At 62.5% G+C, this 25,254-nt stretch carries 22 protein-coding genes; 9 read left to right on the top strand and 13 right to left on the bottom strand.

All coding sequences use genetic code 11. The features are described from left to right. The first annotated feature begins 63 nt into the window (after window positions 1–63). From NKI54_RS21085 to rpmG, 5 genes are all read left to right on the top strand, one after another. On the top strand, window positions 64–798 hold the full coding sequence (locus NKI54_RS21085) for an NUDIX hydrolase (RefSeq protein WP_352594493.1): 735 nt from the start codon (window positions 64–66) through the stop codon (window positions 796–798). Window positions 799–814: 16 nt separating this feature from the next. Beyond that, window positions 815–1,990, top strand: coding sequence for an MFS transporter (locus NKI54_RS21090; RefSeq protein ID WP_023679978.1), 1,176 nt, complete (start codon window positions 815–817; stop codon window positions 1,988–1,990). A 109-nt stretch (window positions 1,991–2,099) separates the two neighbouring features. Further along, on the top strand, window positions 2,100–2,561 hold the full coding sequence (locus NKI54_RS21095) for a YqfO family protein (protein WP_352568798.1): 462 nt from the start codon (window positions 2,100–2,102) through the stop codon (window positions 2,559–2,561). Between the two features lie 51 nt (window positions 2,562–2,612). Then, window positions 2,613–2,981 (top strand): YybH family protein, encoded by a 369-nt coding sequence (locus NKI54_RS21100; protein WP_352455648.1) that lies wholly within the window; start codon window positions 2,613–2,615, stop codon window positions 2,979–2,981. Window positions 2,982–3,300: 319 nt separating this feature from the next. Further along, window positions 3,301–3,468 carry a 50S ribosomal protein L33 gene (gene rpmG / locus NKI54_RS21105; protein WP_006201775.1) on the top strand — a complete coding sequence of 56 codons (168 nt, stop codon included), beginning with the start codon at window positions 3,301–3,303 and terminating at the stop codon, window positions 3,466–3,468. A 67-nt stretch (window positions 3,469–3,535) separates the two neighbouring features. Here rpmG and NKI54_RS21110 read toward each other — a convergent pair whose 3' ends face one another. The 8 genes from NKI54_RS21110 to NKI54_RS21145 all read right to left on the bottom strand — a co-directional run bounded on the left by NKI54_RS21110 (window position 3,536) and on the right by NKI54_RS21145 (window position 12,104). Further along, entirely contained in the window at window positions 3,536–4,603 is a 1,068-nt protein-coding gene (locus NKI54_RS21110) for an ABC transporter ATP-binding protein (RefSeq protein ID WP_352594494.1), read from the bottom strand. Between the two features lie 4 nt (window positions 4,604–4,607). Next, entirely contained in the window at window positions 4,608–5,456 is an 849-nt protein-coding gene (locus NKI54_RS21115) for a carbohydrate ABC transporter permease (RefSeq protein WP_352594495.1), read from the bottom strand. Further along, on the bottom strand, window positions 5,456–6,379 hold the full coding sequence (locus NKI54_RS21120; protein WP_352636802.1) for a carbohydrate ABC transporter permease: 924 nt from the start codon (window positions 6,377–6,379) through the stop codon (window positions 5,456–5,458). Before NKI54_RS21120 ends, NKI54_RS21115 begins: the two co-directional genes overlap by 1 nt. A gap of 213 nt (window positions 6,380–6,592) precedes the next feature. Beyond that, window positions 6,593–7,870: an ABC transporter substrate-binding protein gene (locus NKI54_RS21125; protein ID WP_031212851.1), complete on the bottom strand. Its 1,278-nt coding sequence runs from the start codon at window positions 7,868–7,870 to the stop codon at window positions 6,593–6,595. Window positions 7,871–7,899: 29 nt separating this feature from the next. Further along, window positions 7,900–9,087 carry a PLP-dependent transferase gene (locus NKI54_RS21130; protein ID WP_352692319.1) on the bottom strand — a complete coding sequence of 396 codons (1,188 nt, stop codon included), beginning with the start codon at window positions 9,085–9,087 and terminating at the stop codon, window positions 7,900–7,902. Continuing rightward, a complete protein-coding gene (locus NKI54_RS21135; protein ID WP_023679986.1) occupies window positions 9,084–9,818 on the bottom strand; it encodes a FadR/GntR family transcriptional regulator in 735 nt (244 codons plus the stop codon). The genes NKI54_RS21130 and NKI54_RS21135 overlap by 4 nt, the downstream gene beginning before the upstream one ends. A 462-nt stretch (window positions 9,819–10,280) precedes the next feature. Continuing rightward, window positions 10,281–11,654, bottom strand: a complete 1,374-nt coding sequence (locus NKI54_RS21140) for a PleD family two-component system response regulator (RefSeq protein ID WP_352692320.1) — start codon at window positions 11,652–11,654, stop codon at window positions 10,281–10,283. 33 nt (window positions 11,655–11,687) lie between these two features. Beyond that, window positions 11,688–12,104 carry a response regulator gene (locus tag NKI54_RS21145; RefSeq protein ID WP_348625950.1) on the bottom strand — a complete coding sequence of 139 codons (417 nt, stop codon included), beginning with the start codon at window positions 12,102–12,104 and terminating at the stop codon, window positions 11,688–11,690. 172 nt (window positions 12,105–12,276) lie between these two features. Between NKI54_RS21145 and NKI54_RS21150 the strand changes: the two genes are divergently transcribed. Then, the gene (locus tag NKI54_RS21150; protein ID WP_352568802.1) at window positions 12,277–12,576 is read left to right on the top strand and encodes a DUF3572 domain-containing protein; all 300 of its coding nucleotides are present in this window, start codon (window positions 12,277–12,279) and stop codon (window positions 12,574–12,576) included. Between the two features lie 190 nt (window positions 12,577–12,766). Here the strand turns inward: NKI54_RS21150 and NKI54_RS21155 are convergent, their stop codons facing one another. After that, window positions 12,767–14,314: a hypothetical protein gene (locus NKI54_RS21155; protein WP_352692321.1), complete on the bottom strand. Its 1,548-nt coding sequence runs from the start codon at window positions 14,312–14,314 to the stop codon at window positions 12,767–12,769. Between the two features lie 96 nt (window positions 14,315–14,410). Further along, a complete protein-coding gene (locus tag NKI54_RS21160; protein WP_352692322.1) occupies window positions 14,411–14,974 on the bottom strand; it encodes a GNAT family N-acetyltransferase in 564 nt (187 codons plus the stop codon). Between the two features lie 68 nt (window positions 14,975–15,042). On the opposite strand from NKI54_RS21160, the gene NKI54_RS21165 reads away from it, so the two are divergent. After that, a complete protein-coding gene (locus NKI54_RS21165; RefSeq protein WP_352594500.1) occupies window positions 15,043–16,371 on the top strand; it encodes a DNA polymerase IV in 1,329 nt (442 codons plus the stop codon). Window positions 16,372–16,376: 5 nt separating this feature from the next. Here NKI54_RS21165 and NKI54_RS21170 read toward each other — a convergent pair whose 3' ends face one another. Then, window positions 16,377–16,883, bottom strand: coding sequence for a hypothetical protein (locus tag NKI54_RS21170; protein ID WP_352594501.1), 507 nt, complete (start codon window positions 16,881–16,883; stop codon window positions 16,377–16,379). Window positions 16,884–17,056: 173 nt separating this feature from the next. Here NKI54_RS21170 and NKI54_RS21175 point away from each other — a divergent pair, with 173 nt between their 5' ends. Beyond that, window positions 17,057–17,938 (top strand): DMT family transporter, encoded by an 882-nt coding sequence (locus NKI54_RS21175; protein ID WP_023679994.1) that lies wholly within the window; start codon window positions 17,057–17,059, stop codon window positions 17,936–17,938. Between the two features lie 14 nt (window positions 17,939–17,952). Here the strand turns inward: NKI54_RS21175 and dnaE are convergent, their stop codons facing one another. Next, complete coding sequence (dnaE, locus tag NKI54_RS21180) at window positions 17,953–21,480, bottom strand: DNA polymerase III subunit alpha (RefSeq protein ID WP_352692323.1); 3,528 nt, start codon at window positions 21,478–21,480, stop codon at window positions 17,953–17,955. Between the two features lie 830 nt (window positions 21,481–22,310). Next, the gene (locus tag NKI54_RS21185; protein ID WP_352692324.1) at window positions 22,311–24,323 is read right to left on the bottom strand and encodes an acetyl-CoA carboxylase biotin carboxylase subunit; all 2,013 of its coding nucleotides are present in this window, start codon (window positions 24,321–24,323) and stop codon (window positions 22,311–22,313) included. 212 nt (window positions 24,324–24,535) lie between these two features. On the opposite strand from NKI54_RS21185, the gene NKI54_RS21190 reads away from it, so the two are divergent. Continuing rightward, on the top strand, window positions 24,536–25,254 hold a 719-nt coding region (locus tag NKI54_RS21190; protein ID WP_352692325.1), incomplete at its 3' end, for an alcohol dehydrogenase catalytic domain-containing protein.

Consider the following 25,254-nt stretch of genomic DNA (forward strand, 5'->3'; position numbering starts at 1 on the left):
TGGCGCAATCGGCATGGCTGGACGCCACTTTCGCATCGGAGAAGATTCCGCTAGGTCGAGCGCATGGACGTTATGACCAAGGCGGAAGTCGACAAGGTTGAGCGGAACGCGCTCGAGGCCAAGCCTATACGCCCGCGCGACGCCGCGACGCTGATCCTGCTCGATCGCAAAGGCGACGAATTCCTGGTGCTGATGGGCCGGCGCCACGCCCGTCATGCCTTCATGCCGGGAAAATTCGTGTTTCCTGGCGGCCGCACAGATCCGGCCGACAGCCGCATCCCGATAGCCACCGCACTTCATCCCGAGGAAGAAGCGAGATTGACCGCTGGCATCGGTCGCACCAGCCCGGCTCGCGCCCGCGCCATTGCCTTGTCGGCAATCCGCGAAACCTATGAGGAGGCCGGCCTGCTGATCGGTCAAAAAGGCGTGTTCGCAACCGCCAGGCGCGACTGGCAGGGCTTTGTCGAACACGGCGTCATCCCATCACTGCAAGCGCTGCGCTTCGTCGCACGCGCCATCACCCCGCCCAACCGGGTGCGCCGCTTCGATACGCGCTTTCTCGCCGCATGGCGCGACGATGTCGCCGTGCAACTGCCGGATGGCGGTCCGACCGACGAGTTGGAAGACGTCGTTTGGCTGCCGCTGGCCAAGGCCCGGCAAGTCGATATTCCAGACATCACGCGCACGGTCCTGGAGGAGCTGGAAACCCGGCTCGTCCGGGATCCGCTGCTGAGCCCCGGCGGTCCCGTGCCGTTCTACCGGCTTGTCCGCAATCGCTTCGTCCGCGAAATTCTCTAGAGCAGCCAGGCATTCCATGACAGTCGATATCCAGCCGCAGGGCAAGGAACGCGTACACTGGCTGCCGATGGTCGCGGCGATCTCGTCGATCAGCGTCGTCGGCATTGCCATCGGCCTTGGCATGCCGCTGCTCAGCGTGATCCTGGAAACGCGTGGCCATTCCGCGTCGATGATCGGTCTCAACACCGCGGTCGCCGGCCTCGCCTCTATCGCCGGCGCGCCGCTCGCCACCCCGCTCGCCATGCGGTTCGGGGTCGCCTGGACGATGCTTGCCATGATCGCCGCCGGGGCGCTGGCATTTGTCGGTTTCCATTTCGCGCCAGCTTTCTGGATGTGGTTTCCGCTGCGCGTGCTGCTGCATATCGCGCTGACGGTGCTGTTCATCCTGTCGGAATTCTGGATCAGCACCTCGGCGCCGCCACACCGGCGCGGACTGGTCCTCGGCATCTATGCCACCGTGCTGTCTCTCGGCTTTGCCGCCGGGCCTTGGCTGTTCGCCCATCTCGGCAGCAGTGGCTTCCTGCCCTTCGGCGTTACCATCGCCTTGGTTACGCTCGCTGCCATACCGGTCCTGGCGGCACGCAACGAGAGCCCGACGATCGTCTCGGACGGCGAAACCAGCAATTTCCTGCGTTACATCTGGCTGGTGCCGACGGCAACCGCCGCCGTGCTGGTGTTCGGCGCGGTCGAGACCGGCGGCTTTGCACTGTTCCCGGTCTACGGTAGCCGCATCGGCTACTCAGAGGCGGACGCCGCCCTTTTGCTCACCATGATCGGGCTTGGCAATGTGCTGTTGCAGATCCCGATCGGCATGATCAGCGACCGCGTCAGCGACCGCCGCTATCTGCTGATGGCCTGTGCCACTGTCGGGCTTGCCGGCACGGTCTTCATGCCGTTCTTCGCGCATAACTGGCATTTGATGGCAGCGCTTCTGTTCATCTGGGGCGGTGTGGTCGCCGCTATGTATACAATCGGTCTTGCTCACCTCGGCTCCCAGCTTTCCGGCCACGAACTGGCCTCCGCCAACGCCGCCTTCGTTCTCTGCTACGGCGTCGGCATGGTGCTTGGCCCGCAGGCAATCGGCATCGGCATGGACGCTTTCGGGCCGTCGGGCTTCGGTTGGGCGCTCGGCCTGTTCTTCGCCTGCTATATCGTGCTGGTCGGCACCAGGCTGCTCCGCAAAATCCTCTGAGTCGGCCCAGCTGCCGACATCGCTCCCACTGCTGACCAACTCCTGACACAACCATGTCAGGAGGGCTCGAGTATATGCTCCCCCAAAATGCATAGCAGGGAGACCTCGGATGATCGATAGTGGCTTTGAAACGAAATCGCTGCGGATGGAATTGCTGCTGCTGGTGACCTTTCAGGCACCGGCAGCCGATGTCGACCGCATCATGGAGGCGGTGGTCGCGATCGTACCGCTCGGAATGGGCAAATATGACAGCAATGCTTTCCAGTCGGCGGACGGCATCGAACGCTACCGGCCGCTTGAAGGTGCCGCCGCCGGCGCCGAGACGGAATTGCGCAGGCGGCCAGGGACTGTCGAGGTGTCGTTCGAACTGCCTGACGACCAGAAGCTCGCCGCTCGCGTCGTCGAAGCGATTTACCAGGTTCATAGCTATCAGGAGCCGGTGATCCGCATTCAGCCACTGCTTGCCAGCCGCTCCAAGGGTCTCGACGACCGCGCCAACCCGAACCGCTGGTGGAACACGACGGGAGACTGGAAGAAGGCGTTGCAACCGGAAACCGTCGCGGCGGAGTGACCGGAACCTGGTCGTATCTCGGTTTGAATTTGGCTGTCAGGAAGCCTGCCGATGAATGATGAAGCAAACCGCAAACCGGCAAGCGATCCCCAGGACCTGGCGCGGCTATTGGTTTCTCGCGAGCAAGCGGGAGACGCGGAAGGAATGGCTGCTCTTTACGAACCCGGTGCCATCCTCGCTACCGGCAACGGACAGTTGGCCTGCGGCAGAGATGCCATCCGCCGATTTTACGCCAAGTTGGTGGCAGCGGGACGAAAGTTTGATCTCGGAGATCAGCGTCCGGCTATCATCAACAGGGATTTGGCGCTCACTTCCACGCGCCTTGCCGATGGCACCGTTACTGCGGAAATCGCTCGCCGGCAAGGTGACGGGAACTGGCTTTGGGTGATCGATCAGCCGTCCATCGCTCGATACTCATAGCTAGCATTCAAACTGAGACGCCACCCGGAGGACGGCCGGAGGCACACAGGAGCCTCCCGCGGCTGTCGGCACCCAATCAAATTGTCGGGTTTTGGTAGCACATCAATGTCCGCTTCGTCCCCAGCCTCCATCGGCTGGCAATAAACCCGGACAACTCATGTGCTACCTAATCCGGACAACTCATCTGCTTACGACACAGAACCTGGACAAGGGTTGACTTTCCGGGCGCGTTCTTTATGTGTCGCGGCAAGTTTCCCGCGTCCGGGTGTTTCCCGTGCTCCAGCGGCCAAAACTCCACGAACATTAACGGACGAACATCATGGCCAAAGCCGCAAACATCAAGATCAAGCTTCTGTCGACCGCCGACACCGGTTTCTTCTACGTGACCAGCAAGAACAGCCGCACCAAGACGGACAAGCTGTCGTTCCGCAAATACGACCCGGTCGCCAAGAAGCACGTCGAATTCAAGGAAACCAAGATCAAGTAATCGGGTTTTCTCTCGCAGTACCGAAACGCCGCCTTCCGGGCGGCGTTTTTCATTTCGGGATGCAGGATTAGCCGATGCGATCGCCGCTTGCCGGATCGAACAGATGGAGCGATGCCGGATCAGCCGATAGGCGCACGGCCTCACCCGGCTTCACGCTGGCCCGGCCCATGGCAAACACGCAGACCTGCTGGCCGGCAAGCCCGGCATAGAACTGGGTGGACAGGCCGAGCGGCTCCACGACACCCACCTCGCCCTTCAGCGCGCCATTGTCGGCGAGCCGGATATGCTCGGGCCGCAAGCCGACGGTGATCGCATCGCCATCCCTGAGCGGCAGGCCGTCCGGCAGCCTCAGCTTCTGGCCGTCGGCCAGGATGGCATCCGGCTTGGCGCCCTTTTCAACTACGGCAGGCAGAAAATTCATGCCGGGCGAGCCGATGAACCCGGCGACGAACATGTTGACCGGCCGGTCGTACAGATCGAGCGGCACACCGACCTGCTGGACGAGGCCGTCATGCATGACGACGATGCGGTCGGCCATTGTCATCGCTTCGGTCTGGTCGTGGGTGACATAGACCGAAGTGGTCTTCAATTGCTGGTGCAGCGCCTTGATCTCGGCACGCATGTGGACGCGCAGCTTGGCGTCGAGGTTCGAAAGCGGCTCGTCGAAGAGAAAGACCTTCGGGTCGCGCACGATGGCCCGTCCCATGGCGACGCGCTGGCGCTGGCCGCCGGACAATTGCCGCGGCAGGCGTTGCAGAAGCGCATCGAGCCCGAGCCGCTTGGCGGCACTGTCCACCCTTGCATCGATTGCCGGCTTGCCGGCCTTTCTCAGCATCAGGCTGAAGCCCATGTTCTTCGACACGTCCATGTGCGGATAGAGCGCGTAGGACTGGAATACCATGGCAATGTCGCGGTCCTTTGGCGCGATGTCGTTGACCAGGCGCTCGCCAATATGGATCTGCCCGTCGGAGACCTCCTCCAGCCCGGCGATCATGCGCAGCAGGGTCGATTTCCCGCAGCCGGACGGGCCGACCAGAACGACGAACTCGCCGTCGGCGATTTCGAGATCGACCGCGTGCAGAACGCGCACGGCTCCATAGTCTTTGCGGACTTTGTCGAGTGTAACGGAGGCCATCGATCTATCCCTTGACGGCGCCGGCGGTAAGGCCGGTGACGAGGTAGCGTTGCAGGAAGGCAAAGAAGACGCAGACCGGGATCAGCGCCAGGATGGAAGCAGCCATCATCTGTCCCCAGTCGACCGCGAATTTGCCGATATAGGTGAGCAGGCCAACCGCGAAGGTCTTCTGGTCGTCGCTGGAAATCAGCATCAGCGCAAACAGCAACTCGCTCCAGGCGGCGGTAAAGACGAAGCCGAGCGTCGCGCCCATGCCGGGTAGCGTCAGCGGCACGATCACCTTGCGCATCGCCTGCAGGCGCGTGCAGCCGTCGATCATGGCTGCCTCTTCCAGGTCTCTCGGGATGCCGTCGAAGAAAGATTGCATCAGGAAGGTCGCAAAGGCCGTATTGAACGCGGTGTAGATGATGACGAGGCCGGTCAGGCTGTTGATGAGGCCGATCTGTCCCATGATGCGGTAGATCGGCGGAATGACCATCACCAGCGGAAAAGTCTGGGTGAGCAAAAGCAGGATGGCCAGGGTCGCCTTGCCGCGGAAGGAAAATCGCGACATGGCGTAGCCGGCCAGCGTGGCAATGACCGTTACGAAGGCTGCCGTCGACACCGAAACGATAACGCTGTTCAGGAAATAGCGCGGAAAATCGGTGGCTTCGAGCACGGTGACGAAGTTCTGCAGCGTCGCTTGCGACGGCCAGAAAGTGATGCCTTCGGAATAGAGCAGCCGCTCCGGCGTAACCGAGATCTTCAACGTCCAGAAGATCGGGAACAGCGCGAAGGCCATATAGGCGGCGATGGCGCCGTAAAGGCCGATGCCGCCGAGAATGCGCGAGGAGACGGAGCGTCCGGCAATCATCAGACGTACCTCACCAGCGAGCGGCGGATGCCTATCAGCGCAATCGCATAGACGATGAGCAGCACAAGCAGCAGCACCGCCACCGCCGAGGCATAGCCCTTATCCAGTGACTTGAACGCGCTGACATAGATATAGACCGGCACCGTGGCGGTCGAACCGGCAGGCCCGCCTTCGGTCATGACGAAGATCAGGTCGGCGAATGTGGCGATCCATATCGTGCGCAGCATGACGGTAATGACGATGGTCGGCGCCAGGAACGGCAGCGTCACCTTGGTGAAGCGCTGCCACGGCGAGGCGCCGTCGATCGCCGCCGCCTCATGCAGTTCTGACGGGATCGACTTCAACGCCGCCAAAAGCGTGATGGCAAAAAAGGGAATGCCGAACCAGACATTGGCGACGATCGGCCCCCACATGGCTGTCGAGGGATCGGAGAGCACGTTGGTTGGCTCGGCTTTCAGCCCCAAGGCGTAGAGCCAATGCGGCAGCGGCCCGATGATCGGGTTGAACAGCCAGGCCCAGGTCAGGCCCGAGAGGAAGGACGGTACCGCCCAAGGCAGGAACACCACGGCCTGCACGATCTTTCTGCCCCGGAACGGCGTATCGAGCAGCAGCGCCAGGCCAAGTCCAAGGAAAAATTGGAAGAACAGGCTGGCTGCCGTCCACCATAGGGTGTTGACGAGCGCCTGCCCGAGCACAGGATCCGACAGCATCGCCTGATACTGCCCAAGCCCGACATATTCGGATTTGAAAGCGGAGAATTTGCGGAACGAGTAGCCGACACCGATAACCAGCGGCACCAGGAGCACGACGACCAGCAGCGCGATCGCCGGGCTGAGATAGAGCCAAGGCTCGATCGCGGCATGCGATAGCCGCTTCTTTCGCGGCCTGCCGGCGGATCGGATTTCGGACACGGCATAGGTCATTGGTACTGGATCGTCTCCTGGGTAAGCACGGGCTGGCGACAGCGCCTTCCCCGTTTACGGGGAGATGCCGGTCCACCCTCCGCAGCTGCAGCGCAGCTGCTGTGGAGGACGGGCAGGCAGATGAGAAGCAGCGCGAGCCAAGTCGAGTTGGCGCCGCCGCTCATCCGTCACGTCGTGACACCTTCTCCCCGTGAACGGGAGAAGGAAGAAAAGCTATTTCTTGTTCTTGGCCAGCCAGTCCTGCTGTTCCTTGGTCAGGAACTTGGCCCATTCGTCAGCCACGTCCTTGGCCGCTTTCTGGCCAAGCAGCACTTCCTGAAAATTCTTGATCGCCACCTGGTCTACGAAATTGCCAAGGTTTTCCAGATGCGTCGGAGGCGTCACCATCTCGTATTTGTCGCCGTTGTTCAGTTCCTCGAACCAGCCTTTGAACTGCTCGGTCCTGAAGTGGGCGTCCTGGTCGGCGCCGTTGTGGATTGGAATGACGCCGACTTCCTTTGCCCATTCCAGATTGTCCTTGGGCGACAACAGCGTCGCCATCAGCTTCCAGGCATCGTCCTTGTGCTGGGAATTGGCGAACATCGCCCAGCCGGCATAACCGAGCGTCGGATAGGATTTGCCGCTCGGCCCGACCGGCATCGGCGCCACGGCGAAATCGTCGGCGCTCATCTTGTCGGCGATGCCGAGCAGCGCGTCGGGATCCTGGTTCAGCATGGCGCAGGTGCCGCTGTAGAAGCCGGTGACGGTCTCGTTAAAACCCCAGCTCACCGCATCTTTCGGCGCCAGGCCGTTCTTGTACATGTCGGCGAGCATCTGCAGGCCCTTGACCGAGCCTTCCTCGTTGATGGTCGAGGTGCCGTCCTCGTTGAAATAGCCGCCCTTGCCGGCGGCGATGTTCATGAACATATGCATGCCGTTGAAGGCGCCCGGGCCGCCGCGCAGGCAGTAGCCATATTTGCCCGGTATCGCCGAGATTTTTTTGGAGTCCTCGACGAATTCATCGAGCGTCGCCGGCGGACCGTCCAGACCGGCCTCCTTGAACAGCTTCTTGTTCCAGAACAGCGCATTCAGGTAATAGCCGTAAGGGATCATGTACTGCTTGTTATCGACCGTCGAGCCGAACTGCTTGGCACGCTCGCCCAGCGTTTTGGCATCGTCCCATTTGGCCATGTATGGCCCGAGATCCTCGAGCTGGCCGTTGGTCGCATAAAGACCCATCCAGCGTTCCGGCATCTCGACGATGTCGGGCGTGTCGCCGGCCTGCACCATGGTGAGGAACTTCTCGAACGCCTGGCCCCAGGGCAGCGATACCAGCTCGACCTTGACACCCGGATTGGCAGCCTCGAATTCGGCGATCTGCTTCTTGAGGAATTCGGTACGCGGCGGGCTGGTGATGACCTCGACCATCTTGACCGTGGAATCGGCCAGCACGCTGCCGGCGGAAATCGCCAGACCCGCGACGGCACCAAGAAGGATGCTCAGTTTTTTCATGTTCAGCACTCCCATTTTGAACGGCTCCTTTATCTTTTTGCTCTGTCGAAGGCCTGGGCAACATCCGCCCACAGGTCTTCGACACTTTCCAATCCGACACTGAAGCGGATGGTTCGTGGGCTGACGCCGAAGCGCGCCATCGAATTCAGGCCCGGCGTCTGCTCGAGCGAGGCCTTTGCCGGAACGACCAGGCTCTCATGGCCGCCCCAGCTGACGCCGATGCGAAAGAGTTTCAGCGCATCGACGAAAGCCGGGATGTCGACGTCTTCCGTCACTTCGAACGAGAACAGCCCGGCATAGCCGGCAAGCGTCGCCTTGCCTGGATGGTTGGAATAGGCCGGGTGGTTGACCCGCTCGACATGGTCATGCGCTTTCAGCCGTTCGGCGATGGTCAGCCCGCTCTTCATGTGATGCGGCAACCGCAGCGGCAATGTGCGCAGGCCACGCAGCAACAGCCAGGCCTCGAAAGGCGAAAGTTTGCCGCCGAGATAGGAATAGGTCTGCTCGTTGATATGTCGGATATGGGCGGCCGAACCGGCTACCACACCGGCGACGGTGTCGCTGTGGCCGCCGAGATATTTCGAGGCCGAATGCAGCACCAGGTCGACACCGTGCGAAATCGGCTTCTGGAACACCGGCGTCGCCCAGGAATTGTCGATCGAGGTGATGATGCCCTGCTCTTTGGCCAGCCGCGCCAGCTGGGTTATGTCCTGGAGCTCGAACATCATCGACGTCGGGCTTTCCAGGTAGAGCAGCTTGGCGCCGGGAAGTGCTGCCGCGACCGCGTCCGGATCGGAACCGTCGACATAGTCGACCTTGATGTTGAGCCGTGGCAAAAGCCGTTCGAACAGTCGGTAGGCATCGCCGTAGCAATTGCGCACGACAACCATGCGCTCACCGGCACCGACGAAAGCAAGCACCGTGGCGCTGATCGCCGCCATGCCGCTGGAAAAGCCGCGCGCGGCCTCCGCGCCTTCGAGAGCGGCGACACGCGCCTCGAACTCCATGACCGTCGGGTTGTCGCCGCGCGAATAGATCGGCTGACGTCGCCTGCCGGCGAATGTGTCGGCCATCTCGGAATAGTTGGCGAAGGTGAAGAGCGAAGTCTGGTAGATCGGCGGGACCACCGCGCCGCCGGGGAAAGGCTCGTCATGGGCGAGAAGCGTCGCTGCCTCGGCGAGATAGTCGATTTCGAAACCGGCGGGATGATCGCTCATTTCTGGCCTGAAAGTTCGAGTTTGGCCGCGCCGCGCTTCAGATCGTCCTCGACGGTGGCGATCAGCTTGAGCGCCTCGGCCCGGGCCCCCTCCGGATCGTGCGCGGCGATGCGTTCGTAGATGGTGCGGTGGTAGGGAAAGCTGGCGTGGCCGAAATCACGCACGCCGAGCGGATGCTCCCAGAAACGATGGAACAGTTCGTGCATGGCGGCGATGATCTGCTCGAACAGCGGATTGCCGGAACTGCGGTAGATCGACTGGTGGAATTCCCAGTCCTCCTCCGCCGACATCCCGGCGCGGGTGTGGAAGGCCTGCTCCATAATGTCGAGCTTGCGCCCGATTTCGACGAGATCTGCCTGGCCCGCGCGGACGGCGCACAGGGCGGCGGCTTCCGCTTCCAGTGCCCGGCGGATTTCCAGCGTCTGCATCAGGCTGGTGAAATCATTGCCGCCGGCCAGCGTCAGCGGCATGTGCAGCATGTCCAGCGAGACCACTCCCTTGAGATAGGTGCCGCTGCCTTGCCGCCGTTCGACCAGGCCGAGCCCTTCCCAGCGCGTCAGCGCCTCGCGCACGGTGTTGCGGCTCACCTTGAGGCGCTCGGCAAGGATGCGTTCGGTCGGCAGTCTCTGGCCGGGCCCGAGAGCTTCCCGCATCACAAAGCCGGCCAGCGCCTTGAGCACCGCGTCGTCGCGAGCAGTTGCCTGTATGGGGGAAAGGCCGAATTCGGTCATGCCAACGGGTCACCAAATGGCTCAATGGTCCAACCAATTTCTGCATAGAAGACAGGCCCTGTCAACCGACTGCGGGCGCATACACTCTGCCCAGCCGGCTATTTCAAAGGGCGCTGTCGCTGCCGCAACAAAAACCAAGCGTTTTCCTGGTCTTGGCGTAGAGTCCTGATGTGTTTTGAAAATTGGGGGCCGGCCGGCGTTTGGCAGCGGTACGAGGAGGCCACTATGTGCCAGCGCCGGCCGGCCGACCCCACGGACCCAGGAGATGCGGCGGACCTGAGCATCATGGGGTATTCTTCCGGTCGAACCGGCGATCTAGCCTCGTGCCGGTTACGTCTAAGGGCTGCACATTTGCGCAACAACTTATGGAAATCAACCGTTTCTTAACCAAGCCTCGCAAATCGCTTGGATTAAGGTAAATTCGTAACCTTGTCGCGTTGACCCGGCAATTGGTGTTCGGTGCTAAGCCGCCTTGGCGACGACGCGATTGCGGCCGCCGCTCTTGGCTTCGTAGAGCGCGAGGTCGGCGCGTTTCATCAGCGCGGAGACCGTGTCTACCCCCTTCAGCACCGACGACACGCCGACGCTGACGGTGACTTCGACGGCCTTGCCTTCGGTGCCGACGGCAAACGGCAGCTGGGCGATTTCGGCGCGAATGCGCTCGGCGACCTTTTCGGCTACCGCGCCGTCGGTGTCCGGCATCACCACGACGAACTCCTCACCGCCGAAGCGGCAGGCTAGATCGATGCCGCGCACATTCTTGCGCAGCCGCCGCGCGAATTCGCGCAGCACGTCGTCGCCGCCGTCATGGCCATGCGCGTCGTTGATGCTCTTGAAGCGGTCCAGATCGGTGATCATCACCGACAGCGGCCGGCGCCGTGCCACGGCGCGGTCGAACAGCGTCTGCAAATGGCTGTCGAGATAGCGGCGGTTGTGCAGGCCGGTCAGGGCATCGGTCACCGCCATCTCGATGGTCTGGGTGACGCTGGCGCGAAGCTGGTCGTTGTAGCGCTTGCGGCGCACCTGCGTACGCAGCCGCGCGGTCAGCTCCTGCTGGTCGATCGGCCGCATCAGATAATCGTTGATGCCGAGTTCGAGGCCGCGGATGATACGCCCCTCCTCGCCCTCGTCCGCCAGAAGGATGATCGGCAGGAAACGGGTGCGATCGAGCGAGCGCAATTGCGAGCAGAGCCTCAGCGGGTCGAAATCGGCGAAGGCCGTCGAGATCATCACGCATTCATACGGCTGCTCGGCGGCCTGGAAGAAGCCGGCATGCGGATCGTTGGCGACGTCGAGATCGGCACTGCCGCGCAGCATCTTCTGGATGCGCTCGAACGAGGATTTGCGCTCGTCGACCAGCAGCACCTTCGGCACCGCATCGTCGGTAGCGAAGTTGCGGCTCAAAAGCTCCTCGATGCCGATATTGCGTGTCGTCGAGGCGCGCAGCCGCAGCTCGTCGGTCAGCGATTTCAGCCTGACCAGGCTCTTGACGCGCGTCATCAACTGCAGATCGTTAACCGGCTTGGTCAAAAAATCGTCGGCGCCGGCCTCGAGGCCGCGCACCCGGTCCGAAACCTGGTCGAGCGCGGTGATCATCACGACAGGGATGTGCGATGTCGCCGGGTCGCCCTTCAGCCGCCGGCAGACCTCGAACCCGTCCATGTCGGGCATCATCACGTCGAGCAGCACGACGTCGACCTTGCCGTTCTCGCAGATCTCGATCGCGTCCGGCCCGTTGGTGGCGGTCAGGACCTCGAAATATTCGGCGAGCAGCCGAACCTCCAGCAGCCTGACATTGGCTGGGATGTCGTCGACGACGAGGATCCGCGCGGTCATTTCACAAAGCTCCGGCTCGGCTGGAAAGATACATCAGGCATCGCCCAGGTAGGATTTGATGGTTTCGATGAAACGCGGCACCGAGATCGGCTTGGAGATATATGCCTCGCAGCCGCCCTGGCGAATGCGCTCCTCGTCCCCCTTCATCGCGAAGGCGGTGACGGCGATGACCGGGATGACGTGGAGATCATCGTCCTCCTTCAGCCATTTGGTGACCTCGAGGCCCGACACTTCCGGCAGCTGGATGTCCATCAGGATGAGGTCCGGCCTGTGCTGCCGCGCCAGATCCAGCGCTTCCAGGCCGTTGCGTGTGCGCACCGTCTCGTAGCCGCTCGCTTCGATGAGGTCGCGAAAGAGCTTCATGTTGAGCTCGTTGTCTTCGACGATCATAACCTTCTTTGGCATCGATTTCCCGTCCCGGCTGGCCTTCCACTCGAAGGGTGCCGTCATGCGCCCCTTGTCGGCACGCACCAAACCTGTTCCCACTATACGGCAATATGATTGACGAAACGGAAACCGGTCGCCCTAAAAGCGTTCGGATTCCAGGTCGGCGAGCTTGCTGCCGGCGACACTTGCCACTACTGCGAAAACAGAACGATTCCGCCCATGAAGGAAGGTAGCGATGGCAAACGCAGCGTCAATGCGCGAGGAAGCGGAAACGGTTGCCGTAAAGGCGTTGGGCTTCGTCGCCGCCGATTCGGAACTTCTGCCCCGCTTCCTGGCGATCACCGGCATCGAAGCCCATTCCATCCGCCGGGCGGCGGGCGAGCCGGGATTCCTGGCCGGCGTGCTGCAGTTCATCCTTGCCCACGAGCCGACGTTGATGCGTTTTTCCGAGGAGACCGGAACGCCGCCCGCCGCAGTCGGCAAGGCATTGCGGGCGCTGCCGCTCGGCGACGACAATCATGAGCATTCGATATAAGCGGCGATCCCGAGACTGCGGGCAGATCGCGGCGGCGAAAATCGTGAGCGCACTCGGGCGTTAACGCCAGCCGCTTCTAGAGCAATTCCAGGAAAAGTGTGAAACGGTTTTCCGTCCGGATTGTGCAAAAACAAAGACATGGAGCGGTTCGGCGTTTCCGGGAAACGATGAACCGCTCCAAGCTCGGCGCTTAGGGTTTCAACTTCGCCCCTGCCTCGCCATTGTCATTCTCGCCCGAGCCATGATCCGGAACGGTAGCCTCGCTTGGGTCCATGACGGGGTTGTCCTGAACGGCATCGGCCGGCTTCAGCATGGCGCCGTTGACCGTGACCGAACCGTCTGCCTTAGCGTTGACGACCCATTCCAGTCGACCATCCGGCAGCGCCTTGCCAAATCCTTTGACGGCGAGTGCGAAGGGGAAATACTGCGCCGCTTCCGGCTCGGTCTTGGCCGCCGTCTGCAGAGCCTCCACAATCTTGTCATAGCCCGCGACATCGATGGTCATGCTCGCCTCGGGCTTCTTGCCGGGGAACGTCATTTCACCTTCCATCGCAATCTCGATGTTGCCGTTCTTGATCGTGCTGTGTCCGAGAATGGCCTTTGGCGTCTTGGCCAGGAAATCGGCGAAGATCTGGTTGCCGAAATCTGCCGGCAGCGGTGGATCCTTGCTGAAATCAAGGGTTTCGATGGTTTTCTTCGCCATGCTGTCCAGATCGATGTTGGTGCCGCCGAAGTTGAGGTCGATATCCGTCGGCAGCAACGCAACGCTCCAGCTGGGCAGCACCTGCTGTGGTATTGTCAGGCCGGAAACCTTGAACGCGTAGTTGATCTTGCCGTCCTTGGCGATGCCGTCCATGCCGACGGCGGTATTCAGTTGCGTCGCACCGAACTTGCCTACCGGGCTCTCCACCACAAAGTCCTTGAAGCCGTAGGTGCCGTCGATCCGCTCCCACAATGGCAGTGCTGCCGTCAGAAGCGATTTGAACTCCGCCTCATCCGCCTTGAATTTGGCTGCATCATCAGTCGCCACGATGAAAGCAAGCAGGTCGAGCAGCGGCTTTGTCCGCAAACCCTTGCCGGACGCATCCACGGAAAGTTCAGGCGCTTTTACAGCAGCCGGAAAACTCAACCCACTTTTGGGATCGTTGACTTTGATCGTTTCGGCGAAGTTCGTTATTTTTTCCATCACCGTGAAATCGATGCCGCCATTTGCGGATTTGGTCGAAACTATTACGGCAGTGCCAGCACCGACCGTGACATCCGCCTGCTGCTTGGGCTCTCGGGTGGTCATCGTCATGCCAGCCATCGAACCGGTTGCGCTCGCGAAAGCGGCCAGGTCGGGGTCATAAACTCCGGTGAACTTGTTGTCCGACACGGAGAAGTCGATGTGCTGCGCCCCCTCAGGGCCAACGAAATCGATAGACCCCTTCGGGGACACGTCCGCCGAAACGTCCCAGTGTCCATCTTGGCGTGGCTTGACCAAGATGAAGTAAGGCGTGACGTCGAACTTGAAGGCTTGCTGCTTTGCCATCAAATCCGTGACTGGCTTGAAGTCGAAAGCGAGCTTGTAGGCATCGCCGTCGACTGAAATTTTCACGAACCCGATATCGAACAGCTTCTTGCCGATGTAGTGCGCCAGATCGTCGGAAAGCTGCTTCGCGCCTTGCCTGTCGACCGCTTGGCCGAAGGCCGGTGCGCTGCAGGCAAGAAGTAAAACAAGTGGCAAAACGCGCTTCATCTCGATCCTCACTTAATCGCGGCCCTCAAGCCGTTCTATCACTGGTAGGCAAATACCATCGCAGCCGCAAGAGAAGGCCTATGTGTTGCGGAGCTGTTACAGCACCAGCCGCATCAGCGGTCGGCCTGGCTTACGTTCGACCAACCGCTGGAACCCGGCCTTTTCGAAGACCCGCGACGAGCCGACGAACAGCCCGATCGAGCGCGAATCCTTCGATAGATCGATCGGGCAGGCTTCGATCAGCCGCGCTCCGTTCTGGCGGGCGAACTCGATGCCGCCTTGGACCAGGCGGTGCGACAGGCCCTTGCCGCGTGCTTTGGTGCGGATGAAGAAGCAGGAGATCGCCCAGACGCCCGGATCGCTGGCGTCGGCGGGGTCGATCGGCGCCGACCCCCTGCCCTGGTTGTTCCATTCGGGCACGTCGGCACGCGGGCCGATCTGCATCCAGCCGACCGCCTGGCCACCCTCGAAGGCCAACAGGCCGGGCGGCGGCCCGGCCTCGATCCGCGCCTTGTTGCGCTCCCGGTTGCTCGCGCGGCGCGCTGCGGGCGACAGCCGGAAATGTGTGCACCAGCAGCCGTAGCAGGCGCCTTGCCTACCGAAAAGATCTTCGAAATCCGCCCAAAGCTCGGGCACTAGCGGCGCTATGGTCGTATTCATGAGCTCTCTCCCGGCCCACCGCCTTGTCGTGGCGTCCGTCCTGACGTACCATTGCATTTGTTCTCTTTATGTTCGCAGCGATGGCGGCCCCTGTCAACAATCCCGAACACGGTTTTTGCCGCGACTGCCTGAGTTTTCAGCGCAGCGAGGCAGGCCGTTGCGAGCGCTGCGGCAGTCCACGGCTCGCCCGCCATCCGGAGCTCTACCGGCTGCGCCTTGCCCATATCGATTGCGACGCGTTCTACGCGGCGGTCGAAAAGCGCGACAACCCGGCGTTGAAGGACCGGCCATTGATCATCGGCGGCGGCAAGCGCGGCGTCGTCTCCACCGCATGCTACATTGCCCGCATCCACGGCGTGCGCTCGGCAATGCCGATGTTCAAGGCGCTCGAAGCCTGCCCGGAAGCGGTGGTCCTGCCGCCGGACATGGAAAAATACGTGCGCGTCGGCCGCGAGGTGCGCGCCATGATGCAGGCGCTGACGCCGCTGGTCGAGCCGCTCTCGATCGACGAGGCCTTTCTCGACCTCGCCGGCACCGAGCGCCTGCATGGCCTGCCGCCTGCGGTGGTGCTGGCGCGCTTCGCACTCGGCGTGGAAAAGGAGATCGGCATCACCGTTTCGGCCGGCCTTTCCTACTGCAAGTTCCTGGCCAAGGTGGCGTCGGACTTCCGCAAGCCGCGCGGCTTTTCGGTGATCGGCGAGGCCGAGGCTATCGGCTTCCTGGCCGAGCAGCCGGTGACGCTGATCTGGGGGGTCGGCAAGGCCTTTGCCGCCACGCTCGAGCGCGACGGCATCCGCACCATCGGCCAGTTGCAGCGCATGGAACGTGGCGATCTGATGCGCCGCTACGGCGTCATGGGCGACCGGCTCTACCGGCTTTCGCGCGGCGAGGACGACCGTCGCGTCGTTCCCGACCAGGACGCGAAAAGTGTGTCGGCAGAAACCACTTTCGATACCGACATCGCCTCCGTCGACGAACTGGTTTCGGTGCTGAGGGCGCTGTCGGAAAAAGTCTCGGCCCGGCTGAAGAAATCCGGCATTGCCGGACGCACCGTCGTCCTCAAGCTGAAGACCCAGGATTTCAAGATCCGCACGCGCAATCGCCAGCTCGGCGATCCGACCCGGCTGGCCGACCGCATCTTTCAGACCGGGCTCGAGCTGCTGCGCAAGGAAGCGGATGGCACGAAATACCGGCTGCTCGGCATTGGCGTCAGCGATCTCTCCGACGATGACCGGGCGGACCCGCCCGACCTGGTCGACGTCCAGTCACGCAAGCGCGCCATGGCCGAAGGCGCCATCGACACGCTGCGCGGCAAGTTCGGCCGCAGGGCGGTGGAAACCGGCTATACCTTCGGCAAGGGCCGCGATGCCCATCCGCCCGAACCGGTCGAGGAGTGAGCCCGTCAGGTGCGCCGCAGATCGATCCTGCTGGTCACCACCCTTTTTCCAGTTTTCGGATCGGTATCGATAACGGTCAGCCGCATGCCGTCCTCGCCGGTTTTCTCAACAGTCATTTGCGCCCTGCGATCGCCATTGACCTCCTTGGCCCAACGGATGCCGAGATTGATTGCGTTGCCGGAGCGGCTGCCGCTCAATTGCGCCGGCCCGGTGCGCGATCCGACATAGGTGCCGGTGTATTTCGTCCCGCTCGATTTGAGATCGGCGCTGATGGCGCGCGTTACCACGATAAGACCGCGGCAGCTGCCGTCGAGCGATAGCGAGCTCGACGTTGCGTCGGAATTGAAATGACAGGAGACATTCACCGTCGGCGCATCGGTGGTCACCTTGACGATGCCTTTGCCGGCGAAATTCCCCTGGAATGAGCGAAGAAAATCCGGATCGTCGGCATGCGCTGCGCCGGCCCCGGCCGTCAGGCAGCCGGCAAGTACAAATCGTGCGAATGATTTCATCGGACCGCTCCTCGTTGGTATCCAAAACACAGAACGCAAGCAGTGACAGACCAACGCTTCCCTCAGTCGCGAGTTCCGGCTTCAACATCACTGCGTGAAGCGCTGCACGGCTGGCCCAGCCGAATGCGTCGGCTAGCGGTTGCGATGAGCGCTCCGGCTTGCGACATAGCCGCATGGCACCCGCACCCTCGATCCCCAAGGCCGCGTTCTGGATGGCGCTGTCGATCGCCTCGTTCCTGGCGATGTCGGTGGCTGGCCGCGCCACGACGGCCGAACTAAACGTCTTCCAGGTGCTCGAGCTGCGCTCGGTGATCGGCTTTTTCATCCTGTTGCCGCTGGTCATGATGTCAGGCGGTTTTGCGGCGATGCGCACCGGACGCCCGCTGGCTCATATCGCCCGCAACGTCGTCCACTATACCGGCCAGGCTGCCTGGCTCTACGCCCTGACGCTGATCCCGCTTGCGGTACTGATCTCGATCGAATTCACGACGCCGATCTGGACTGCTTTGCTGGCCGTCGGTTTCCTCGGCGAAAGGCTCTCCCGGCCACGGCTCGCAGCGATCGTGCTCGGGCTGATCGGCGTTGTGATCATCGTGCGTCCGGGCGTCGGCGCGGTCAATCCGGGACATGTAATCGTGCTGGGAGCCGCGGTCTGCTTCGGCGTCTCGGTGGTCCTCGTCAAGTCGCTGACGCGGACGGACAGCGTCGTGCGCATCATCTTCTGGATGCTGATCATCCAGTCGCTGCTTGGCCTGGTCCCGGCGCTTTACGAATGGCAAAACCCGCCGCTTGAGCTCTGGCCGTGGATCCTGCTCATCGCCTTCACCGGCATGTCGTCGCATTTCTGCATGGCCCGCGCACTTGTCTATGCCGATGCGACGGTCATCTCGCCAATGGACTTTTTGCGCGTGCCGCTGTCGGCGGTGATCGGATGGCTGCTCTATCACGAGCAGATCGACGCCTTCACCGCCGGTGGCGCCCTGCTGATCCTCATGGGAAATCTGCTCAACCTGCAGCGGAGAGCACCGCAACCGGCGGAGATCGCCGCTTCATAAGCGTGCGCTAACTCTTAGACCAGTTCCACCTCGACCACGCCCGGCACCGCCCGCATCGCCGACGCGATCTGAGGCGATACGCGGTAGCGGTTGGGCAACTCGATCTCGACCTCGCCCTCGCCGCCTTCCTTGATGACGATGATGCTCACCTGACTGTCGCCACGCTGGCCAAGCTGCGATTGGATTGTCGATGCCGGTGCGTCATTTCTGACGAAGATGCGCAACGCTTTCTGGATACGGCTTGCCTCTTCCTCCAACGACTGCACGGTCTGGATGCGCAGATTGACGCCTTCAGGCCTGTCCTCGGCCGAAACGGTGATCACCACCGAGCGGCCGGGTTCGAGCAAGTCGCGGTATTGCGCCAGCCCCTCGGAAAACAGCACCGCTTCATACTGGTCGGACGTGTCGGAGAATTGCACGACGCCCATCTTGTTGCCGGTGCGCGTCTTGCGCTCCTGCTTGGTGGTCACCGTGCCGGCGAGCCGGCCGGCGGCAGCACCGCGTTTGACGGCGGCCGAAAACTCGCCCCAGGTCTGCACCCGCATTTTCTGCAGCGCCGCCTTGTATTCGTCGAGCGGATGCGCCGAGAGATAGAACCCGACCACCTGGAATTCACGGTGCAGGCGGTCGGCGGCGAGCCAGGGATCGGTCGCCGGCAAGTTGAGCGCCTGCGACTGTGCGCCGAGCGAGGCGCCAAAGATGTCATGCTGGCCGGTGACGGCATTCTGCTGCGCCAGCGACGCCAGCCCCATCATCCGCTCGACGCCGGCCATCATCGCCGCACGGTCATGACCGAAGCAGTCGAGCGCGCCGGCCATGATCAGGCTTTCGAAGACGCGCTTGCCGACGATCTTCGGATCGACCCTATCACAGAAATCGGCGAGGCTCTTGAAGGGTTTTTCGCCGCGCGTAGCGACGATGTGCTCGACCGCCGCGTCGCCGACGCCCTTGAGCGCGGCCAGCGAATAGAAGATGCGGTTCTCGCCGACCTCGAAATCCCGGAACGACGTCATGACCGACGGCGCCACCACCTCGATGCCGAGGCGCAGCGCATCCTGGCGGAAATCGGCGAGCTTGTCCGTATTGCCCATGTCGAGCGTCATCGATGCCGCCAGGAATTCGACAGGGTAATGCGCCTTCAGATAGGCGGTCTGGTAGGAGACGACGGCATAGGCGGCGGCATGCGATTTGTTGAAACCGTAGTCGGCAAACTTTGCCAGCAGGTCGAAGATGAAGTCGGCTTGCGGCTTGCCGACGCCGCGCTCGACCGCGCCCGAAACAAAGCGCTCGCGCTGCTTGTCCATCTCGGCGCGGATCTTCTTGCCCATGGCGCGGCGCAGCAGATCGGCTTCGCCCAGCGAATAGCCGGAGAGCTCCTGCGCGATCTGCATCACCTGTTCCTGGTAGACGATGACGCCTTGCGTCTCCTTGACGAGATGGTCGATCTTCGGGTGGATCGACGCCATCTCCTCCTCGCCGTGCTTTCTGGCGTTGTAGGTCGGTATGTTCTCCATCGGCCCCGGCCGGTAGAGCGCGACCAGCGCGATAATGTCCTCGATACAGTCGGGCCGCATGCCGATCAGCGCCTTGCGCATGCCGGCACTTTCCACCTGGAACACGCCGACCACCTCGCCGCGCGACAGCATGGCGTAGGTTTCGGGGTCGTCGAGCGGAATGTGGGCAAGATCGATCTCGATGCCGCGGCGGCGGATCAGCTTGACGGCCCTGTCCAGCACCGTCAGCGTCTTCAGGCCAAGGAAGTCGAATTTCACCAGCCCGGCCTGCTCGACATATTTCATGTTGAACTGCGTGACCGGCATGTCCGAGCGCGGATCGCGGTACATCGGCACCAGCTCCGACAGCGGCCGGTCGCCGATGACGATGCCGGCGGCGTGCGTCGAGGCGTGCCGATAAAGACCTTCCAGTTTCTGCGCCGTATCGAGCAGCGTCTGCACGATCGGCTCACGCTCCGCCTCTTCGGCAAAGCGCGGCTCGTTGGCGATGGCGTCGGCGAGCTTGACCGGATTGGCCGGGTTCGACGGCACCATCTTGCTCAGCTTGTCGACCTGCCCGTAAGGCATCTGCAGCACGCGGCCGACGTCGCGCAGCACCGCGCGCGCCTGCAGCGTGCCGAAGGTGATGATCTGGCCAACCTGGTCGCGGCCGTATTTCCGTTGGACGTAGCGGATGACTTCCTCGCGCCGGTCCTGGCAGAAGTCGATGTCGAAGTCGGGCATCGACACGCGGTCGGGATTGAGGAAGCGCTCGAACAGCAACGAAAAACGCAGTGGGTCGATGTCGGTGATGGTCGTGGCATAGGCGACCAGCGAGCCGGCGCCCGAACCGCGGCCCGGGCCGACCGGAATCCCTTGTGCCTTGGCCCATTTGATGAAGTCGGCAACGATCAGGAAATAGCCCGGATATTTCATCTTCTCGATGACGCCGAGCTCGAAATCCAGCCTTTCGCGATATTGCTCGACGGTATAGCCGGGCGTCGGCCCGTGCGCCGCCAGCCGCGCCTCTAGCCCTTCATGCGCCTGCCTGGCAAGCTCCTGCGCCTCAGCCTTCACCGCAGCATCGGCGTCGGCGACATCGCGGCCGGCAAAGCGCGGCAGAATCGGATTGCGGGTCTTCGGGTAATACGAGCAGCGCAGCGCGATCTCGACGGTGTTGTCGATTGCTTCCGGCAGGTCGGCGAACAGCCTCGCCATATCGGCCTGGCTTCTCAGGAAGTGGTCGGGCGAAAGGCGGCGGCGATTGTCGGCCGCAACCACGGAACCTTCGGCGATGGCGATCAGGGCGTCATGCGCCTCATAGTCTTCACGAGAGAAGAAAAACGCCTCGTTGGTGGCAACCAGCGGCAGATCGTGGCGGTAGGCGAGATCGACCGACGACTGCTCGATGGCGCGGTCGTAGCCGGAGACCCGCTCAAGCTCGACATAGAGCCGGTCGCCGAACAGGCTCTTGAGCGCCGAGAGCCGGGTCTCGGCGAGTTCGCGGCGATCCTGTTTCAAGGCAGTGCCGATCGGACCGCGCGGCCCGCCCGTAAGGCAGATCAATCCGTCGGTGTGGCCCTGCAGCATCTCGCTCGTCAGATGCACCGCTTCGCCGGGCGGTGTCTCGAGGTAGACGCGGCTGACCAGCCTGACCAGATTGCCGTAGCCGGCCTCGGTTGCGGCGATCAGGACGACCGGCCGCATCTCCGGTCCTTGCCGCCTGCGGTCGCGCTGGCTGTCGCTCGCCTCGCCGGAAAAGGCGAGGTCGATCTGGCAGCCGATGATCGGCTGGATGCCGTCCTTTACCGCCTTCTGGGCGAATTCCAGCGCGCCGAACAGATTGTTGGTGTCGGTGACGGCGATTGCCGGGCATTCGTCCTGCACCGCATGGCCGACGATCTTGCCGAGCTGCAAGGCACCTTCGAGCAGCGAATAGGCCGAATGCACGCGCAGATGAATGAACCGACGCGCCGCCGCCTCCGCCCGCGACGCCTTTGCATAGGCCTCGCGCAGCAAGGGATCGCGTGGAAGTCTTTCATCCGCCATGGTTTTTTCGCGCCGCCTCACAAGGACTCAGTCGATGAAGATGTATTGTCCGGCACCGGGTAACACGAGTCCAGCGGTAGTGATTGGAGCTTTGGAAGTTTAGAGCAACCGCCGAAGCTGCCAATCTCCCCCCTCGTGGGGGAGATGTCCGGCAGGACAGAGAGGGCGCTGTCCCGCCAACCTCAGGTCGGAAACACAAAACCCGCCACAGCGGGCGGGTCATTGGAGCCAATTAGCACCATAGCCAAATTAGTAGCATAGCTGCCGGCACAAAGCAAGAACAAAATACGCTGTGACGGCAAAAAAGTGCGAATTCCTCACGGCCTCGCCTTGTCCCTCCTCAAGCGAGCATGCTCAACCAATTGCAAAGTCGCGTTCCTTCGCGCCCCCCTCTGTCCTGCCGGACATCTCCCCCTCTAGTGGGGAGATTGGCCATCATCTCGGCTTTCGCCAATTTCCAACGTTGCAGGAGCGAGCGAGGCGCCGAGGCTGCCAATCTCCCCCCTGGAGGGGGAGATGTCCGGCAGGACAGAGGGGGGCGCTGTCCCGCCGACGTCAGGCTGCAAATAAAAACCCGCCACTGGGCGGGTCGCTGGAGCCAATTAGCACCATACCGAATTACTAGCATAGCTGCCGGCACAAAGCAAGAACAAAATACGTTGTGACGGCAAAAAAAGCGCGAATTCCGCACGCCCTCGCCTTGTCCCTCCTCAAGCGAGCATGCTCAAGCAATTGCAAAGTCGCGTTCCTTCGCGCCCCCCTCTGTCCTGCCGGACATCTCCCCCACGAGGGGGGAGATTGGCAGCTTCGGCGCCTTGCTCGGTCCAGCCTCACGCGAATTCCATGATCACCGCGTCGACGGCAAGGCTGTCGCCGGGCTTGGCGTTGAGCTTCGAGACGATGAGATCGCGCTCGGCGCGCAGCACGTTTTCCATCTTCATCGCCTCGACCACGGCCAGCGTCTCGCCGGCCTTGACCTCCTGCCCCTCGGCAACGGCGATCGATACGACGAGGCCGGGCATCGGGCAAAGCAGCATCTTCGAGGTATCCGGCGCCACTTTTTCCGGCATCAGCCGTTCGAGCTCGGCGGTGCGCGGCAGCATGGCGCGGACTGTCACCGACATGCCTTTCCAGGCGATGCGGAACCCGTTCAGCACCGGCCTGACCTGCGCCGCGACCTTGCGGCCGCCGACCGTGCCGCGCCAGATGAGATCGCCCGGCCGCCAGTCGGAGGTCACCGTCAGTGGCTCGCCGCCGTCGATCGACAGGTCAAGCTCGATCGGAATGGAAATCATGCCTTCCACGATGGCGACCGAAAGATAGTCCCGGCCGATCTTCACCACCCAATCGCGTTTCAAGGCACCCGAATGCGGCGCCAGCCGCCCGCCCAGCCGGTCGAGCCGGTCGCGGCGCAGCAGTTCGACCGCGGTTGCGATCGCGGCCAGCACCGCGTTTTCTTCGCTGTTCGGCACAATGGGCGCGAAGCCGTCGGGATATTCCTCGGCGATGAACGCCGTCGATAGCCGCCCTTCCCGCCAGCGCGGATGCTGCATCAGCGCCGCCAGGAACGGTATGTTGTGCTCGATGCCGTCGACGACGAAACTGTCCAGCGCTTCCGACATCGCGTCGATCGCCGCCAGCCGTGTCGGCGCCCAGGTGCACAGCTTGGCGACCATCGGGTCGTAGAACATCGAGATTTCCGAGCCTTCGGTAACGCCGGTATCGTTGCGGATGACGATTTCGCCGAATTTTCCCTCTTCCGGCGGCCGGTATTTCGTCAGCCTGCCGATCGACGGCAGAAAGTTGCGATACGGATCTTCGGCATAGAGGCGGCTTTCCACCGCCCAGCCGTTCAGCTTGACGTCGCTCTGCTTGATGGCGAGCTTTTCGCCGGCCGCCACGCGGATCATCTGCTCGACCAGGTCGATGCCGGTGACGAGTTCCGTCACCGGATGCTCGACCTGCAGCCGCGTGTTCATTTCCAGGAAATAGAAGTTCTTGTCGCTGTCGACGATGAACTCGACCGTGCCGGCGCTCTGGTAGTCGACGGCCTTGGCCAGCGCCACCGACTGCTCGCCCATGGCTTTGCGGGTCTTGGCGTCGAGGAACGGCGACGGCGCCTCCTCCACGACCTTCTGATTGCGGCGCTGGATCGAGCATTCGCGCTCGCCGAGATAGAGCGTGTTGCCATGCGCGTCGGCGAGCACCTGGATTTCGATATGGCGCGGATCGACGATGAATTTTTCGATGAAGACGCGGTCATCGCCGAACGAGCTTTTGGCCTCAGACCGCGCCCGGTCGAAGCCGTCGCGCACCTCTGCCTTGCTCCAGGCGATGCGCATGCCCTTGCCGCCGCCGCCGGCCGAAGCCTTGATCATCACGGGATAGCCGATTTCGCCGGCTATTCTTTCGGCATGGGCGGCGCTTTCGACGACGCCGAGCCAGCCGGGCACCGTCGACACCTTGGCCGCATTCGCGAACTTCTTCGATTCGATCTTATCGCCCATCGCCTTGATGGCCTTGGGCTTCGGGCCGATGAAGACGACGCCTTCCTGCTCCAGCGCTTCGCAGAAGGATGCCCGCTCCGACAGGAAGCCGTAGCCGGGATGCACGGCCTCGGCCCCTGTCGCCTTGCAGGCGGCGATGATCTTTTCCGGGACCAGGTAACTTTGCGCAGCCGGCGAAGGCCCGATATGCACCGCCTCGTCGGCCATTTCGACATGCACGGCGTCACGGTCGGCGTCGGAATAGACCGCGACGGTGGCGATGCCCATCTTGCGCGCGGTCTTGATCACGCGGCAGGCGATCTCGCCACGGTTGGCGACCAGGATCTTTGTGAACATGCAGGCCTTGTCCCTCGGCTGCCCATCTTTTACGGGCTTTCCGTTTTATGGGCTTCAGGGGGCCGGTCAAGGCAAAGTCGGGCCTATCCCGGATGCAAATCGGCGAGCGCTGACGAAAATCCGGGGTCAGAACGTCGCTTCGTGCATAGCGCAGAGCCGAATGGTAAGTTAAATCTAACCTGGATTGCAGACTGTCTTGGGAGGATTGCCTGATGAAAACGCGCGCCGCTGTCGCCGTCGCCGCCGGAAAGCCGCTGGAGATCATGGAGGTCGACCTCGAAGGTCCCCGTGATGGCGAGGTGCTGGTCGAGATCAAGGCAACCGGCATCTGCCACACCGACGAGTTCACGCTGTCGGGCGCCGACCCGGAAGGCCTGTTTCCGGCGATCCTCGGCCATGAGGGCGCCGGCATCGTCGTCGACGTCGGCAAGGGCGTCACCTCGGTCAGGAAGGGCGACCATGTCATCCCGCTCTATACGCCGGAATGCCGGCAGTGCCCGTCCTGCCTGTCGCGCAAGACCAATCTGTGCACCGCCATCCGCGCCACGCAGGGACAGGGCTTGATGCCCGACGGCACCTCGCGCTTCTCGATCGGCAAGGACAAGCTGTTCCACTATATGGGCTGCTCGACCTTCTCCAACTTCACCGTGCTGCCCGAGATCGCGGTGGCCAAGGTCAATGCCGACGCCCCGTTCGACAAGATCTGCTACATCGGCTGCGGCGTCACCACCGGCATCGGTGCGGTGATCAACACGGCCAAGGTCGAGCAAGGCGCGACGGCGGTCGTGTTCGGCCTCGGCGGCATCGGCCTCAACGTCATCCAGGGCCTGCGCCTTGCCGGCGCCGACATGATCATCGGCGTCGACCTGAACAACGACAGACGAGCCTGGGGCGAGAAATTCGGCATGACGCATTTCGTCAATCCGAAGGA

It is taken from the genome of Mesorhizobium sp. M0663 (assembly GCF_040320585.1).
GTDB lineage: Bacteria > Pseudomonadota > Alphaproteobacteria > Rhizobiales > Rhizobiaceae > Mesorhizobium.

Excerpts from the sequence above, each read along its gene's own strand:
- NKI54_RS21135 (WP_023679986.1), bottom strand. The coding sequence starts at position 9,818 with ATGACCGAATTCGGCCTTTCCCCCATACAGGCAACTGCTCGCGACGAC.
- rpmG (WP_006201775.1), top strand. The coding sequence starts at position 3,301 with ATGGCCAAAGCCGCAAACATCAAGATCAAGCTTCTGTCGACCGCCGAC.
- NKI54_RS21115 (WP_352594495.1), bottom strand. The coding sequence starts at position 5,456 with ATGATTGCCGGACGCTCCGTCTCCTCGCGCATTCTCGGCGGCATCGGC.
- NKI54_RS21185 (WP_352692324.1), bottom strand. The coding sequence starts at position 24,323 with ATGTTCACAAAGATCCTGGTCGCCAACCGTGGCGAGATCGCCTGCCGC.
- NKI54_RS21155 (WP_352692321.1), bottom strand. The coding sequence starts at position 14,314 with ATGAAGCGCGTTTTGCCACTTGTTTTACTTCTTGCCTGCAGCGCACCG.
- NKI54_RS21145 (WP_348625950.1), bottom strand. The coding sequence starts at position 12,104 with ATGACGGCACCCTTCGAGTGGAAGGCCAGCCGGGACGGGAAATCGATG.
- NKI54_RS21085 (WP_352594493.1), top strand. The coding sequence starts at position 64 with ATGGACGTTATGACCAAGGCGGAAGTCGACAAGGTTGAGCGGAACGCG.
- NKI54_RS21125 (WP_031212851.1), bottom strand. The coding sequence starts at position 7,870 with ATGAAAAAACTGAGCATCCTTCTTGGTGCCGTCGCGGGTCTGGCGATT.
- NKI54_RS21175 (WP_023679994.1), top strand. The coding sequence starts at position 17,057 with ATGGCACCCGCACCCTCGATCCCCAAGGCCGCGTTCTGGATGGCGCTG.
- NKI54_RS21170 (WP_352594501.1), bottom strand. The coding sequence starts at position 16,883 with ATGAAATCATTCGCACGATTTGTACTTGCCGGCTGCCTGACGGCCGGG.
- dnaE (WP_352692323.1), bottom strand. The coding sequence starts at position 21,480 with ATGGCGGATGAAAGACTTCCACGCGATCCCTTGCTGCGCGAGGCCTAT.
- NKI54_RS21120 (WP_352636802.1), bottom strand. The coding sequence starts at position 6,379 with ATGACCTATGCCGTGTCCGAAATCCGATCCGCCGGCAGGCCGCGAAAG.
- NKI54_RS21090 (WP_023679978.1), top strand. The coding sequence starts at position 815 with ATGACAGTCGATATCCAGCCGCAGGGCAAGGAACGCGTACACTGGCTG.
- NKI54_RS21095 (WP_352568798.1), top strand. The coding sequence starts at position 2,100 with ATGATCGATAGTGGCTTTGAAACGAAATCGCTGCGGATGGAATTGCTG.
- NKI54_RS21165 (WP_352594500.1), top strand. The coding sequence starts at position 15,043 with ATGTTCGCAGCGATGGCGGCCCCTGTCAACAATCCCGAACACGGTTTT.
- NKI54_RS21130 (WP_352692319.1), bottom strand. The coding sequence starts at position 9,087 with ATGAGCGATCATCCCGCCGGTTTCGAAATCGACTATCTCGCCGAGGCA.
- NKI54_RS21140 (WP_352692320.1), bottom strand. The coding sequence starts at position 11,654 with ATGACCGCGCGGATCCTCGTCGTCGACGACATCCCAGCCAATGTCAGG.
- NKI54_RS21150 (WP_352568802.1), top strand. The coding sequence starts at position 12,277 with ATGGCAAACGCAGCGTCAATGCGCGAGGAAGCGGAAACGGTTGCCGTA.
- NKI54_RS21160 (WP_352692322.1), bottom strand. The coding sequence starts at position 14,974 with ATGAATACGACCATAGCGCCGCTAGTGCCCGAGCTTTGGGCGGATTTC.
- NKI54_RS21100 (WP_352455648.1), top strand. The coding sequence starts at position 2,613 with ATGAATGATGAAGCAAACCGCAAACCGGCAAGCGATCCCCAGGACCTG.
- NKI54_RS21110 (WP_352594494.1), bottom strand. The coding sequence starts at position 4,603 with ATGGCCTCCGTTACACTCGACAAAGTCCGCAAAGACTATGGAGCCGTG.